This window comes from Acidocella sp., from assembly GCF_027352905.1.
GTDB lineage: Bacteria > Pseudomonadota > Alphaproteobacteria > Acetobacterales > Acetobacteraceae > Acidocella.
In genome coordinates, this window is record NZ_DAIEIF010000055.1 from 16319 (window position 1) to 27360 (window position 11042).

Consider the following 11042-nt stretch of genomic DNA (forward strand, 5'->3'; position numbering starts at 1 on the left):
CCTAACCCCCGCCATGGGCGTGGCGGTGATGCAGATCCGGATAATGGGGATGTTTATGGATGAGCGGCGCGTGGCTGTGCCAATGGCTATGCGGCTCGCCGGAGGGGTCGCCGGGGTGATGGGCGTGGCGGTGATGCGCATCGTGCCGGTGGCGGTGGGCATGCGCCAACGCTTCATGGGCGTGGTCATGCTCATGCCGCTCGGTCAGGTGCAGCCATAACCCCATGGCCATCAGCCCGCCCGCGGCGATGAGGCGCGGGCTCGGCGCCTCGCCCGCCAGCGGCAGCGCCAGCACCGCGCCCATAAAGGGCGCCAGGGAGAAATAGGCCCCGGTCCGCGCGGCGCCAAGATGCCGCAGCGCCAGCACGAACAAGGCGAGGCTCAGCCCGTAGCCGAAAAACCCGACCACCCCGGCGGCGAGAATGACGCCGCCCGCCGGCAAGGCCCCGCCCTGGCCCAAGGCGAGGAGCAGATTCACCAGCCCCGCCGTCAGCCCCTTCAACATGGCGAGTTGCAGGGGATCGGCGCCGGAGAGCCTGCGGGTGAGATTGTTATCCAGCCCCCAGCACAGGCAGGCGAGGGCGATGAGCCAGGCCCCGCCATCCAGCCTCGGCCCCCCACGCCAGGAGAGCAGCGCCGCTCCGGCGAGGATGGCGGCGGCCCCGATTAGCAACCGGCGGTCGACATTCTCCCGAAAGGCGAGCCAGGCGATGCTCATGGTGGCGAGGCCCTCCAGATTGAGCAGCAGCGAGGCGCTGGCCGCGTCCAGGCGGGCCAGCCCGGACATGAGGAAGACCGGCCCCAACACCCCGCCCGTGGCGATGGCGGCGGTGAGCCAGGGCAGATCGGCCCGGCGCAGCGGCGCTTCCGTCACGGCCAAACCCAGCCGGCGGCGGGCCAGCAAGGTGAGCGCCAGCCCGCCGCCGGCGCCCAGATACAGAAGCCCCGCCATCATCCACGGCCCGGCCGCGCCCAGCAGCAGCTTGGCCAAGGGCGTGCTGAGGCCGAACAGGCTGGCGGCGGCGAGGGCGAGGATGACGCCGCTTCGCGGCATGGGGCTCAAGCCCGGTCCAGCGTCGCGGCGGTGATCTCGCTGATCCTGGTCGCGCCGGTCAGCGTCATCGCCACCCGCATCTCCTGGGCGATGAGGCGGAGCAGCCTCGCCACCCCCGCCTCGCCGCCGGTGGCGAGAGCATACACATAGGCGCGGCCCAGCAGCACGGCCTCCGCCCCCAGCGCCAGCATCCGCACCACATCCAACCCGGAGCGCACGCCGGAATCGGCGAGGATGGCGAGATCCCCCTTCACGGCGTCCACGATGCGCGGCAGGGCGCGGGCGGTGGAGAGCACCCCATCGAGCTGGCGGCCGCCATGGTTGGAGACGACGATGCCATCCGCGCCGAATTTGACCGCCTCGCGCGCGTCCTCGGCATCCAATATGCCCTTGATGAGAATCTTGCCTTTCCAGAATTCGCGAATCCATTGCGCATCCGCCCAGGCAATGGCGGGGTCGAAATTGCGGGCGATCCAGGCGGTGTAATCATCGAGCCCGACCGGCCGGCCGAGATAGGCGGCGATGTTGCCGAGACTGTGCGGGCGGCCCAACAGGCCGACATCCAGCGCCCAGCGCGGATGGAGGAGCGCCTGGAAAAACCGCCTCGCCGGACCGCGCGGCCCGGCCAGGCCGGAATGGGCGTCGCGGTAGCGCGCCCCTGGCACCGGCAGGTCGACGGTGAAAACCAGCGTGGTGATTCCTGCCGCCCAGGCGCGCTCCAGCGCGCTTTTCATGAAGCCCCGGTCTTTCAGCACGTAAAGCTGGAACCAGATGGGCCGCCTCACCGCGCGCTGCACCTCCTCGATCGGGCAGAGCGAGACGGTGGAGAGGGTAAAGGGGATGCCCGCCCGCTCGGCGGCGCGGGCGGCCTGCACCTCGCCGCGCCTGGCATACATGCCCGCCATCCCCACCGGGGCGATGGCCACCGGCATCGCCATCTCCTCGCCCAGCACGGTGGTGCTGAGCGCGCATTCCGCCACGTTTTTCAACACGCGCTGGCGCAAGGCGATCTCGCCCAGATCCGCGACGTTGCGCCGCAGGGTATGCTCCGCATAGGCCCCGCCATCGGCGTAGTGGAACAGGAAGGGCGGCAGCCGCCGGCGCGCCGCCTCGCGAAAATCGGCGGTGGAAGCGATGATCATGCCGTTGTTTTACGTCTTGAATGGCGCGTCTCAAAGAGCCCGCTCACAGCCAGGGCATGGCAAGCCGTTATCCGCCTCTAGGCGCTGAGCATCACGGAAACCGGCACGTGGTCCGAGGGCTGGGGCCGGGCGCGCTCGTCCTTATGGATGGTGGCGGCGACCAGCCGCTCGGCCAGGCGGGGGGAGAGCAGGGCATGGTCGATCCGCAGGCCGATATTCCGGTCCCAGCGGCCCGCCTGATAATCCCAATAGGTATAGAGCGCCTCGCGCGGGTGCAGGGCGCGCACCGCATCCGTGAGCCCGGTATGTAGCAGGGCGTGGAAGGCGGCGCGGGTGGGCGGGCGGATCAACGCGTCGTCTTTGGGCAGGGAGCCGGGGGCGAGATCCGCCTCGGTGGGACAGACATTGTAATCCCCGGCCAGGACGAAATCCTCGTCATCCTCCATCAGCGCCGCCGCGTGGCCGCGCAGCGCCGCCATCCAGTGCAGTTTATACTCATAGCCGGCCTCGCCGCCGGAATTGCCGTTGGGCAGATAAAGCCCGCCCACGCGCATCCCCGCCGCGCGAATTTCGATGAAGCGGGCATGCGCGTCCGCCTCGTACATGCCCGGCAGGCGGCGATGCGTGACCTCCACCCCGCCGCGATGAAGGATGGCGACCCCGTTATAGGATTTCTGGCCGACGATCTCGGCCTGATAGCCGAGCGCGGCGAAGGTCATGGCCGGGAATTGGTGCGCCTCGCATTTGATCTCCTGGAGGAGGAGGTAATCCGGCTGCTCGCGCTCCAGAAAACTCACCACCAGCGCCTCGCGGGTGCGGATGGAGTTGACGTTCCAGGTGGAAATCTTGAGCATAGATACTTCCTACGTTTTTTCGCATTTTGGCAAAATTTGCGTTTTTACCAAGCGTTCCATGGCTTTTTGGCCCAAAATCCGCTGGTCCGCCGAGCGGGTATAATGCGGCACCATGCCCAAGGTTTCGTGGCCGGTGATGGCCGCAATCTCGTGTGTGCTGCACCCGGCGTCGGCCAGGCACGCCGCCGCCAGTTTGCGCAGACCATGAATACCCAGCCCGCTCGGCAGGCCGATCCGCTGCAACTCCTTCGGCAGCCGCACGCTTAGGCTGGCCGGGGATAGCGGCTTGCCGTTGGGTTGTTGCAGGATGGTCGATCCCTGCGAGTCCTGACGCCAGACGGCCAAAGCCTCGGCCAGCGGCGGCGCGACGGGAATGAAGAGCTCCGCGCCGGTTTTTTCCTGGATCACGTGGATTTCATCATCCCGGTAATCGGCCCAGGCCATGCGGCACAGATCGCCGCGCCTTTGCGCTGTCCATCGGGCCAGGAACACGGCGCGGGCATAATGCCGGGGGAGTGCTGCCTCGGCCTTGAGCGCCTGGTCCAATGTCCATGCCGTCCATTCGCCGCGCCGGAGGGGGCCTTTCAGGTCAAAGGCGGGCGAGGATGAGACAAGATCGCGGTCGGCGGCCCAAGCGAAGAAGACCGCCATTATTTTGCAGAATTGGAGCGCGGCGCCCTGGCCGCGCGTAGCGGCGATATGGTCGCGTATGGTGAGAAGGTGCCGGCGCTTTACCTTGCCGATCTCGGCGGATTTCAGCGCATCATATAGGGGCGTGGCATAGCGGATATATGCCTTGGCGGTGTTGGGGCCGAGAGCGAGAAATTCCTGGCTGCGCTCCCATTGGCCAAGAATGAGCGCGACGGTCTTGGTGGAGGCGCGAACTGAGCGTGGGCCGTAGCGGTATTCAGCGACGGTCCCGTCCGCCAGGGTACGGCGCTCAACCCGCTGCTTTCGCCTTTTCTTTGGCAAGATACGCCTCTACCATGGCATCTGGATCCCGTGACGCTTCCGCCGCCGCCATGGCGGAGTCAAGGGCTACGAGATCATAGCGCGGGCTGCGCGGTCCGAGGGCATAGCTTGGCGGCGGAAGTATTCCCTCGCGCACCAGGCGGCGCAGGCGCTCAGGGTGGATGCCTAAACGCATGGCCGCCTCGCCAGCCGTAAGCCACCGGCTATTCATCGCCGCGCTCCAGGAAAGCGCCGCTTGATCATTCCTCTCGCGCCGCATATCGCGCCATTGCCGCTATTGCGGCGGTTCTTGGGAATCATTGAAAATCTCCAGGAGTGTGGCGGCGTGGCAGAGATCGGGCTCGCCGGGCGCTGGCAGGGAACACCAGCAGGCGAGGTTCTTGCCGCGCATGTGCGGGATGGCGGCGTGAACGGCGTGATTATGGGCGCGCTGCTCTTCGATCGTCGCCTTGCTGGTTAAGGATAGTAGCCCCGCTATCAGCGCGCGGTGCAGATGAACGCACTCCCGCCGGGCGCCGTCGATGCCGACGCGGAAGGGATTGCCCAGCTCGGTGGTGCGATCTACCTTCACGGTATTCTCGGGCATCCGCCAGCCTTTGGCGCGCGATAGCCGGATGCGCAGCGGGGTCATCTTGTCGCTCCAGGTATCGCGCCAATTGCTCGCAGGTGGTCGATCTGCCTAGCGGCTTCTTCGATCATGGCGCGGGCCTGATCTAAATCACTTTGAAACGCTCCACGAGATAAGCGCCGCCGCATCACCTCAATATCGCCGTCACTTGCGAGCCGTGGCGCCAAAATCTTCGCGGCGGCTTCTAAAATCGGGGCTTCTAGCGCGTTCGCGGATTTCTGCATCGAGGCTACTGCGAGCCGCTCTTTTTCCAGCGCGTGCTCGGCTTCAACCAGATCGGCTTCGGCCTCATCCAGCGCCTCACGGAGAGAGCGTAGCATGGCGGCACTCTCTGCACCAAGATGAACATCGCGTAGAGACATCCGCAAAGCCAAGCGCCCAACGAGCTAATCAACATCTTTCCAAGTTGGCACGGTCAATTTTATTCCTCCCGGTCCGCCCCAACCAGAGGCTGGATATCCCTCCCGCACAGCGCGCACGGCTCGATTTTATTGGTCATCACGGTGCTTGGTTCCGCATCAAAATCGTCAAACTTCGATGCCGCTTCCTTGATGGCGGCCTTAACGACCTCCTCAAGTTCGGCTTTATTGGGAGGTTCAATGCCAGAAAATGTCCAATCTCCGCCCGCAAGAATTTTGTTTGCGGTATATATAGTATGTCCGATACTGTCGGCCTCGAATTTCACCACTCGATAGCCAGAATTTATGTGTGTGATGTTCCAAAGATTGGTTACTCCTGTTTCTTCATCGAAATATGGACCAGAAATAAATAATCCGCCGCAAGCCAGGCCATCTATAATTTTTTCCACTCCCGCAAACGTGATGGATTTGAATTGCCAGTTGTTTTCAGTCATTGGTCCACGCTCCTCTCGGCTTTTCCTAAGTCGCTGCCTCGCGCTGCCTGACGGCTAGTCATCGTCCGGCACCGGAAGCGGAAGCGGCAAATAATGGGTAAACTTAGCCTCTGAATTAACGCTCCAATCCACTCCGGTCCATTTATCGGCGGCAATCGCCGGGGGATCGTATCCTGGCTCATAAAGGATATACGCCCCGCCATTCCACGGCGCTTTGCTTGGGTCAGGCCCGCCGGAAATTGGCCGCCAGTCGAAAACGGCGCGGATGGCGGCCTCCGCCTCGCCCAAACAAAAAGACCATTCATTGTGTTCGCCGGCAATCGCCCGCGCCACAGTCTCGAGAAGTTGTCGCTGTATGGCCATCTTCGATCCTTCGCTTTTCCCGCGCCTGCTTTCTCCCATTGCGGTCACTGGGTTTTTCCATAAGTCGCCGCCCGATACCGTTCATCCATCTCGCGCCGCATATCGCGCCATTGCTGCCATTGCGGCGGTTCCTGCCCCGGCTTGCCCGCGCGCTGGGTTGGCGTGTCGGCAGCGCTTGGCGGCGCGGGGGATTGGGGAAGCAGCTTGATCATGCGCCCCCCTTCGGAGTGTCAGATTTTTCTCTCGCGAAATCAGGCGCGGCATCGCGCAGATCGCGCTCCACGCGGCTCACGGTATCGTGATAAAGCGAGCCCTCGCCCAGGGCGTCGCGCATTTCCGCCAGGGCATCGGCCAGCGCCAGCACCAGATCGGCCGTGGCGGCGGGGTTTTTGAGCGAGTACATGATCAGCCGCCCCGCGCCCCAGGGCAGGCCGCCAAGGTCGAGCGTCCGCCCCGGGCGGTATTCAACAAGGCCGCTCATCAGGGTTTCCTGGCGATGATGAAGCCCATTTCCTCGAGCGTGAAGGCGATGAGCAGGGCTTGTTCGGTTGTACAGGGGCCGACATGCACCTCGATAGCGCGGCAAAGCGACACGATGCCGTGCAGCATATCGGCCGATGAAGCGCGCGGCATTGGCAACGGATCATCCTTGGCCGCGCCGGGAACGCTGGGAGAAATAAAATCGGAGTCTTCCATGATTTGCTCTCGTCATTTTGATAAGTCTTATAAATATGATGGTTATTAATACGCTTTCGCTCACGCCGCGCCCGGTGATGCCGGCGCGATTGGCGCTGCCCGCCGCCAAATGCCGGCGGAAGGGGCGCAGACATTCGCGGCATGGAAAATCTGGCAGGGCGCGACGGTAAGGCGCGCGCCGTTTGCAAGCTCCACGCGGTAACCCGTGAGGCGGCCATCGAGCGTGAGGCGATGGGTGACGATGCCGAGGCCAAGCGGCGCGCCGTTCATCTCCAGCACCATGGCGGAAAAGGGCTCGATGCTGGCGGAGAAAAAGCAGGGCGCGCGCCCGGCGGGCGTTGGTTGCGCGGTCATGATCAAGCCCCCGCGCCGAGAGCGGCTCTTGCGGCTCGGGCGGCGATCAGACGCTCGCAAATCTTGTCTATATCACTTTCAATCTGACGCTTGAGGTCCTCATCCGTGGGGTTTTGCAAGGATGAAGCGTCGGTGGCTTCTTCCCCGGCGCGATGAGCGCCCTGGGTTAATCGTTCAAGAGCCAGCCTTCTGAGGCGAACTTCATCCATGACGCGCTCTTCGAGTACGTCATCCCAATAATCGCGTTCGCGCCCGGCGGGCGGGGCTGGCTTGTTTTCAGGGGAATGAAAGGGGTTCAAGGCGTGTCTCCATCGGTGGATGGAGACGAAGTTGCCATGAAGGCAACATAACTGTCAATATTAAATTGCCATCATGGAAACATCATTCGGGCGGTTTAATTGCCTCTATTAAAGAGTTCGCTCGATCAAGGCCGATTTGATCAATTAGTTTCGCAAAATTGTGAATTGTCTTAGCCTTCTCATAATCATCTGGCGACAAGAGCAAAGCGAACGGTTCTATGCCAAATATAGCAGCGATTTTCTTGATATCTTCAAGACTCATTTGGCGCTCGCCGTTTTCCCACCGCGATATGGCAGATTTACCTACGCCCAATATGTTCCCTAATTGTTCTTGGGTAAAGCCTTTTTTTCTACGCCAGGTCGCAAGGTGAAGCCAGGAAAGGGATGCCGTATTCATGGCAACATTGTACGGTGCCGCGAAATGGCGGTCGTCAGCCGTAATTGCAACATTGGCAATTTTAAGATTGACAACAAAGTTGCCGATATGACAACAATGGCCTCATGAAACTCATAGATTATCTCTCTGAGACCAAACAGACGTATCGGGAGTTCGGCGCGCTGTTGGGGCAATCCGCACCTAATATATGCCGATACGCCCTCGGAAAACGGTTGCCTCCTGTTGGTGTGGCGGTGGCAATTCAACGCATTACAGGCGGCCTCGTTACTCCGGAAGATTTTGTTCGCGCGGCTGATGAGGCTGCGTAGGCTGGGGGATCGCATGAGCGCAAAATTCCATCTGAAACATAGGCTTGTCATGCGGAAGCCGTCCTTTGCGCGGGTTTTTTCCCATGCCGCTTGAGCCAACTCTTACCCCGGAGGAAAACATGAGCCCGCCGTCAGGCTCCAGCAACCAGAACCCCGCCGATGGCATCGCTGCCATCCGCCACCTCCATTATCGGGTGGAGGTGTTGTCCTATGACCGGACGGTTTTGCTGCGACTCAGGCGGGACGAGGTGGAGGATTTAACATTTCATCTCTCGCCCGCGCTTGCCGAGCGCCTGGCGAACCGCCTGCTCGAAGCGGCGCGGCTTGGGCGGAAGGCCAACGGTTCGGCAAAAGCAAGCGAGCCGGCAAGCAGCGCCCCGGCAGGAGAGTTTGTTACCGAATCCATGCCTGATGGCCGGTCTCGCATTTCGTATGATGGTAAAACCATCGTTCTTTCCGCGCTTCATGCCAGAATCTGGCACCGCTTGATCGATGCGAAAAACAAGGAAGCGGCGGCAATAGCCTTCCGCTGCCGCGATCCTGAGGTTTTCCTTGAAGGGCATTCCCTGGGCCTTTCTGATGCTACGGCTTCGGACGCCGATCGCGCGCTGAGAGAAAGTCTTCGGGAGAGTATTGGGCATATTGCATCGATATTCCCGGCGTTGTCTCGCTCACAATCCATAAATCCGCCGCTATGACCGCTCCGCCCAAGCCGGTTTCACGCCAAAGAGGCGGTTATTTGAATTGCAAAAACTTCGATCAATCAGGGGGGTATTGATGGCCCGCAAGTGCAATCCCGAGCATGTCAACGCGCTCAAGACCGCCTTCAAGCTGTGGTGAGCGATGTGGGCGGGGTGGATGCCGCCGCCAGCTGCACGCGCGTCGGCAAGAGCCAGATTTCCGCTTACGGCGATATCCATACGCCCGAAAAACTGGCGCCGCTCGATGTGGCGGTGGATCTGGAGGCGATTGGCGGCACGCCGCGGGTGACCGCGGCGATGGCGCGGATATTGGGCTATGAGCTGATGCCGCTGGATGGCCGCGCGCCGCATGAGCTGGCCGCCTGCCTCAAGGAAGTCTCGATGGATAGCGGCAAGCTGCTGGCGGATGTGGTCGATCTGATGAGCCAGGCCAAGCATGAGCGCAGCCGCCACGCCGTGGAGGCGGTGCTGCGCGATCTGGGGGAATTGGCCCGCGCCTCGCTCGAAGCGCTGATCGCGCTCAAGGCCGAGGAGGGCGGGGAATGAGCCTGGAAGCAAGCGTCTTTCTGATTTTTAGCGGAAATCCGAAGGAAATTACCCGGCTTTCCGCAGATTGCGGCATGTTGGAGGCGGTTTGATGGAACCTTCGTTGTTTGGCGCTTATGCAGAAGCTGTCTTAGCAGAAATTGTGCAATCCATGGCCCGGGCGCAGGATATGGACCGGCTCCAGAATTCTTCATTTATTGCTTATGAAGAAGCTGTCTTAACAAAGATTGTGCAATCTCCAGGCCGCGCGCAGCGATTTGGAGCCCGTCTCCAGAAATGGCGCGCTGAGAAGCAGCGGCGATGTGTGCGTTGTCGCAGCGCTCAATCAGGCCCCGCTTTTTCACGAAGCCGGCGTTCACCAAGGATTGGAGAGCCATAGTGATTAGCATGCTGTGGGCGTGGATGGCCGCGCGCGTCTCGATCTCGAAATCAGTCATGTTATTGCCGCCTGTTGCTGGTTTGGACGCCGCAACGGCGAGCGATGGCGGCGGGGGCGGGGAATGAGCCTGGAGGCGAGCGTCAAGCTGATCGAGATCGATGCGCTGATCGCGCGAATGCAAACCAATCTGGCGCAGGCGATTCTCGCGCATAGCCGCATCTCTCCCGCCGATGATTATGCGCCGTTTCGCCGGCAAGCCTGGGAAAGCTGCCGCATGATCGAGCGCTGCGTGGATACGGTGCGTCAGCTGCGCCGGGTTTTCGAGCTGGCGGCGAGCGCGCCATGACAGGGCGGAGAAGCAGCGACAGGATCAAGGCGCGCATCCGCGAGCTATGGCCAACGGGCATGAGCGTCGCGCGCATCGGCGAGGCGCTTGGCATTTCCAAGAATGCCGTGGTTGGGCATGCGCATCGCATGGATCTGCCCAGGCGGCCATCGCCCATTATCCGCAAGGCTGGCCCCGAACAAACCGCATCCGCCGCGCCGGCAACCCCTCCAGCCGCGCCGCCAGCGTCCAAGGTCGAGCGGCTCGATCGCGGCGTGACGCTGGGGGCGGTGATCCCGATCGAGCGCGTGCGCGCGGCGCAGGCCGAGAGCCCGCCTGTTGCCCCCAAGGCGGCCAAGACGCGCGCGTCCCCGTGCTGCTGGCCGCTGGGCGATCCCAAGCAGCCGGATTTCCGGTTTTGTCAGGCTCCCAGCGCGCCGGGGCGGGTTTATTGCCCGGCGCATGTTGCCATCGCCTATATCCGCCCGGAGAGCCTGGATAAGGCGGTGCAGGCCCATGACGATGCGCTCGCGTTGCCAGGCGAACGGAGCCGGGCGGCATGATGGATATCACCTTACGCTTGGCGGGGCTCACCACCGCGCAATTTGAGATTTTGATGAAGGCGCTCCGGGCTTGCCTCGTTCCGGCAAATATGGCTTTCATGGAAGGACCGGTCCCAGATCGCCCAGGAGCCTCCGTATCCTCTCTGGGCGAGGCGCTGGCGGGAGGAGCAGTCCCAACCAGCCCCACACCCGCCAGCGCCACACCGGCCCGGGGCGAATCGGGGCAAAACTCCCGCGACTCCTCCGTAACTTCCCGCTTATTGCCGCCGGGTGGCGCGGCGAAATCAGCAGCTTGCGCCGCGGGCGCGGCTGACGCGGCCCCGCCCCCGAATCCTCCCCCGCCGCCGGCGAAACCCGCCGCCAAGGGTGAGATGACGCCGGAGCGCTTGCGGCTCATGGTCGATCTGCGCGCGCAAAATAAACCCTGGGGCGAGATTCTGGCGGCGGTGAACGCGCTGCCCGGGGCGCGGATAGGCTCGACCAGGGCGCTGGCGGGCATGTATTTTGGCCGCAAGTCGCATGGAACCCTGCCGCCGGCCAGCGCGGCGGAGCGCGCGCTCTCCCCGCGCGAGGTTGCGGAGCCGCCCGAAGCCGCGCCCGCCGCGGCC

The 11042-nt window shown here is 62.9% G+C and carries 20 protein-coding genes; 5 read left to right on the top strand and 15 right to left on the bottom strand.

What is annotated here, in order from left to right; translation table 11 throughout:
* Position 1: 1 nt before the first annotated feature.
* The 14 genes from M7H45_RS10645 to M7H45_RS10710 all read right to left on the bottom strand — a co-directional run bounded on the left by M7H45_RS10645 (position 2) and on the right by M7H45_RS10710 (position 7612).
* Positions 2–1054 carry a DMT family transporter gene (locus M7H45_RS10645; RefSeq protein ID WP_298216786.1) on the bottom strand — a complete coding sequence of 351 codons (1053 nt, stop codon included), beginning with the start codon at positions 1052–1054 and terminating at the stop codon, positions 2–4.
* Between the two features lie 5 nt (positions 1055–1059).
* A complete protein-coding gene (lldD, locus tag M7H45_RS10650) occupies positions 1060–2196 on the bottom strand; it encodes an FMN-dependent L-lactate dehydrogenase LldD (protein ID WP_298216788.1) in 1137 nt (378 codons plus the stop codon).
* Between the two features lie 77 nt (positions 2197–2273).
* The gene (locus M7H45_RS10655; protein WP_298216789.1) at positions 2274–3050 is read right to left on the bottom strand and encodes an exodeoxyribonuclease III; all 777 of its coding nucleotides are present in this window, start codon (positions 3048–3050) and stop codon (positions 2274–2276) included.
* Between the two features lie 9 nt (positions 3051–3059).
* On the bottom strand, positions 3060–3701 hold the full coding sequence (locus M7H45_RS10660) for a tyrosine-type recombinase/integrase (RefSeq protein WP_298216790.1): 642 nt from the start codon (positions 3699–3701) through the stop codon (positions 3060–3062).
* Between the two features lie 595 nt (positions 3702–4296).
* On the bottom strand, positions 4297–4653 hold the full coding sequence (locus tag M7H45_RS10665) for a DUF4326 domain-containing protein (protein ID WP_298216791.1): 357 nt from the start codon (positions 4651–4653) through the stop codon (positions 4297–4299).
* Positions 4650–4970, bottom strand: coding sequence for a hypothetical protein (locus tag M7H45_RS10670; protein ID WP_298216793.1), 321 nt, complete (start codon positions 4968–4970; stop codon positions 4650–4652). The genes M7H45_RS10665 and M7H45_RS10670 overlap by 4 nt, the downstream gene beginning before the upstream one ends.
* 101 nt (positions 4971–5071) lie before the next feature.
* A complete protein-coding gene (locus M7H45_RS10675) occupies positions 5072–5503 on the bottom strand; it encodes a hypothetical protein (RefSeq protein ID WP_298216795.1) in 432 nt (143 codons plus the stop codon).
* 54 nt (positions 5504–5557) lie between these two features.
* Positions 5558–5866, bottom strand: coding sequence for a hypothetical protein (locus M7H45_RS10680; protein WP_298216797.1), 309 nt, complete (start codon positions 5864–5866; stop codon positions 5558–5560).
* Positions 5867–5910: 44 nt separating this feature from the next.
* A complete protein-coding gene (locus tag M7H45_RS10685) occupies positions 5911–6078 on the bottom strand; it encodes a hypothetical protein (protein ID WP_298216799.1) in 168 nt (55 codons plus the stop codon).
* Positions 6075–6347 (bottom strand): hypothetical protein, encoded by a 273-nt coding sequence (locus M7H45_RS10690; protein ID WP_298216801.1) that lies wholly within the window; start codon positions 6345–6347, stop codon positions 6075–6077. Before M7H45_RS10690 ends, M7H45_RS10685 begins: the two co-directional genes overlap by 4 nt.
* A complete protein-coding gene (locus tag M7H45_RS10695) occupies positions 6347–6562 on the bottom strand; it encodes a hypothetical protein (protein WP_298216802.1) in 216 nt (71 codons plus the stop codon). The genes M7H45_RS10690 and M7H45_RS10695 overlap by 1 nt, the downstream gene beginning before the upstream one ends.
* Positions 6563–6622: 60 nt before the next feature.
* A complete protein-coding gene (locus M7H45_RS10700; RefSeq protein WP_298216804.1) occupies positions 6623–6916 on the bottom strand; it encodes a hypothetical protein in 294 nt (97 codons plus the stop codon).
* A gap of 2 nt (positions 6917–6918) precedes the next feature.
* Positions 6919–7215, bottom strand: coding sequence for a hypothetical protein (locus M7H45_RS10705; RefSeq protein ID WP_298216805.1), 297 nt, complete (start codon positions 7213–7215; stop codon positions 6919–6921).
* 82 nt (positions 7216–7297) lie between these two features.
* A complete protein-coding gene (locus M7H45_RS10710; protein ID WP_298216806.1) occupies positions 7298–7612 on the bottom strand; it encodes a helix-turn-helix domain-containing protein in 315 nt (104 codons plus the stop codon).
* Between the two features lie 427 nt (positions 7613–8039).
* Between M7H45_RS10710 and M7H45_RS10715 the strand changes: the two genes are divergently transcribed.
* The gene (locus M7H45_RS10715) at positions 8040–8618 is read left to right on the top strand and encodes a hypothetical protein (protein ID WP_298216807.1); all 579 of its coding nucleotides are present in this window, start codon (positions 8040–8042) and stop codon (positions 8616–8618) included.
* Between the two features lie 138 nt (positions 8619–8756).
* Complete coding sequence (locus M7H45_RS10720; RefSeq protein ID WP_298216808.1) at positions 8757–9167, top strand: hypothetical protein; 411 nt, start codon at positions 8757–8759, stop codon at positions 9165–9167.
* Between the two features lie 194 nt (positions 9168–9361).
* On the opposite strand, the gene M7H45_RS10725 is transcribed toward M7H45_RS10720, so the two are convergent.
* Positions 9362–9604, bottom strand: coding sequence for a hypothetical protein (locus M7H45_RS10725; RefSeq protein WP_298216809.1), 243 nt, complete (start codon positions 9602–9604; stop codon positions 9362–9364).
* A 63-nt stretch (positions 9605–9667) separates the two neighbouring features.
* On the opposite strand from M7H45_RS10725, the gene M7H45_RS10730 reads away from it, so the two are divergent.
* The 3 genes from M7H45_RS10730 to M7H45_RS10740 form a co-directional block, all read left to right on the top strand.
* Positions 9668–9892 carry a hypothetical protein gene (locus M7H45_RS10730; protein ID WP_298216812.1) on the top strand — a complete coding sequence of 75 codons (225 nt, stop codon included), beginning with the start codon at positions 9668–9670 and terminating at the stop codon, positions 9890–9892.
* On the top strand, positions 9889–10434 hold the full coding sequence (locus M7H45_RS10735; protein ID WP_298216814.1) for a GcrA family cell cycle regulator: 546 nt from the start codon (positions 9889–9891) through the stop codon (positions 10432–10434). Before M7H45_RS10730 ends, M7H45_RS10735 begins: the two co-directional genes overlap by 4 nt.
* A gap of 371 nt (positions 10435–10805) precedes the next feature.
* Positions 10806–11042, top strand: a 237-nt coding sequence (locus tag M7H45_RS10740) for a hypothetical protein (RefSeq protein ID WP_298216816.1), incomplete at its 3' end; no start/stop codon positions are given.

Excerpts from the sequence above, each read along its gene's own strand:
- M7H45_RS10645 (WP_298216786.1), bottom strand. The coding sequence starts at position 1,054 with ATGCCGCGAAGCGGCGTCATCCTCGCCCTCGCCGCCGCCAGCCTGTTC.
- lldD (WP_298216788.1), bottom strand. The coding sequence starts at position 2,196 with ATGATCATCGCTTCCACCGCCGATTTTCGCGAGGCGGCGCGCCGGCGG.
- M7H45_RS10655 (WP_298216789.1), bottom strand. The coding sequence starts at position 3,050 with ATGCTCAAGATTTCCACCTGGAACGTCAACTCCATCCGCACCCGCGAG.
- M7H45_RS10660 (WP_298216790.1), bottom strand. The coding sequence starts at position 3,701 with ATGGCGGTCTTCTTCGCTTGGGCCGCCGACCGCGATCTTGTCTCATCC.
- M7H45_RS10665 (WP_298216791.1), bottom strand. The coding sequence starts at position 4,653 with ATGACCCCGCTGCGCATCCGGCTATCGCGCGCCAAAGGCTGGCGGATG.
- M7H45_RS10670 (WP_298216793.1), bottom strand. The coding sequence starts at position 4,970 with ATGCTACGCTCTCTCCGTGAGGCGCTGGATGAGGCCGAAGCCGATCTG.
- M7H45_RS10675 (WP_298216795.1), bottom strand. The coding sequence starts at position 5,503 with ATGACTGAAAACAACTGGCAATTCAAATCCATCACGTTTGCGGGAGTG.
- M7H45_RS10680 (WP_298216797.1), bottom strand. The coding sequence starts at position 5,866 with ATGGCCATACAGCGACAACTTCTCGAGACTGTGGCGCGGGCGATTGCC.
- M7H45_RS10685 (WP_298216799.1), bottom strand. The coding sequence starts at position 6,078 with ATGATCAAGCTGCTTCCCCAATCCCCCGCGCCGCCAAGCGCTGCCGAC.
- M7H45_RS10690 (WP_298216801.1), bottom strand. The coding sequence starts at position 6,347 with ATGAGCGGCCTTGTTGAATACCGCCCGGGGCGGACGCTCGACCTTGGC.
- M7H45_RS10695 (WP_298216802.1), bottom strand. The coding sequence starts at position 6,562 with ATGGAAGACTCCGATTTTATTTCTCCCAGCGTTCCCGGCGCGGCCAAG.
- M7H45_RS10700 (WP_298216804.1), bottom strand. The coding sequence starts at position 6,916 with ATGACCGCGCAACCAACGCCCGCCGGGCGCGCGCCCTGCTTTTTCTCC.
- M7H45_RS10710 (WP_298216806.1), bottom strand. The coding sequence starts at position 7,612 with ATGAATACGGCATCCCTTTCCTGGCTTCACCTTGCGACCTGGCGTAGA.
- M7H45_RS10715 (WP_298216807.1), top strand. The coding sequence starts at position 8,040 with ATGAGCCCGCCGTCAGGCTCCAGCAACCAGAACCCCGCCGATGGCATC.
- M7H45_RS10725 (WP_298216809.1), bottom strand. The coding sequence starts at position 9,604 with ATGACTGATTTCGAGATCGAGACGCGCGCGGCCATCCACGCCCACAGC.
- M7H45_RS10730 (WP_298216812.1), top strand. The coding sequence starts at position 9,668 with ATGAGCCTGGAGGCGAGCGTCAAGCTGATCGAGATCGATGCGCTGATC.
- M7H45_RS10735 (WP_298216814.1), top strand. The coding sequence starts at position 9,889 with ATGACAGGGCGGAGAAGCAGCGACAGGATCAAGGCGCGCATCCGCGAG.